1 protein-coding gene is annotated in these 650 nt (G+C 68.2%); it reads left to right on the forward strand.

Annotation, left to right across the window (positions count from 1 at the left end; genetic code table 11):
* A partial coding sequence (locus tag K7W42_RS22790) for a hypothetical protein (protein ID WP_224577703.1) occupies nt 1-399 on the forward strand: 399 nt, incomplete at its 5' end.
* Between the last annotated feature and the right edge of the window lie 251 nt (nt 400-650).

Genomic DNA, 650 nt, shown 5'->3' on the forward strand with positions numbered 1-650 from the left:
GGCACGACCAGCACCCCGGTGACCGTGAACGCCAACGTGCTGTCCTCCTGCATGTTTGACACGACTGCCACCAGCGCCGCCAGCTTCACCTACGACGCCATTGTGGGCACGACCGGCGCCGTGAGCGGCGGCGCGACCCTGTACTGCAACGCCGGCACCAGCCTGACGGTCAACACGGCCGCCACCGGCGCCGTGGTTCTGAACAGCGCCAGCAAGAGCAAGTCGCTGAACGCCACCTACGCCCTGACGAGCGTCGCCAACGCGGGCGCCGGCACCGGCAGCTACGCTGGCGCCGACCAGTACGTCTACACCCTGGCCGCCACCGCCGCCGCTGGCCAGTGGGGCGCTCCCACCGCCGCCGACTACACCGGCAGCGTGGACATCAACGTCACGTTCTAAATCCCTGCCCGCGGTGATCCAGCTGAACGCCAGCCGTGCGGCTGGATCACCGCGCCTTATCTCACCCCAGCGACCAGCTGACCAAGGAGCCCCATGCGCCTGAAGACCCTGCCCCTCCTGCTGAGTGCCGCGCTGCTGAGCGTGGCCACGGCCGCCAGCCCTGCCCCAGCCACCGTTGCCGTGAACGTCAGCGTCAATGACACCTGCGAAATCACGGGCGCTGACCTGATTTCCTTTGACTACGAAGCGGC

It is taken from the genome of Deinococcus betulae, assembly GCF_020166395.1.
GTDB classification, from domain to species: domain Bacteria; phylum Deinococcota; class Deinococci; order Deinococcales; family Deinococcaceae; genus Deinococcus; species Deinococcus betulae.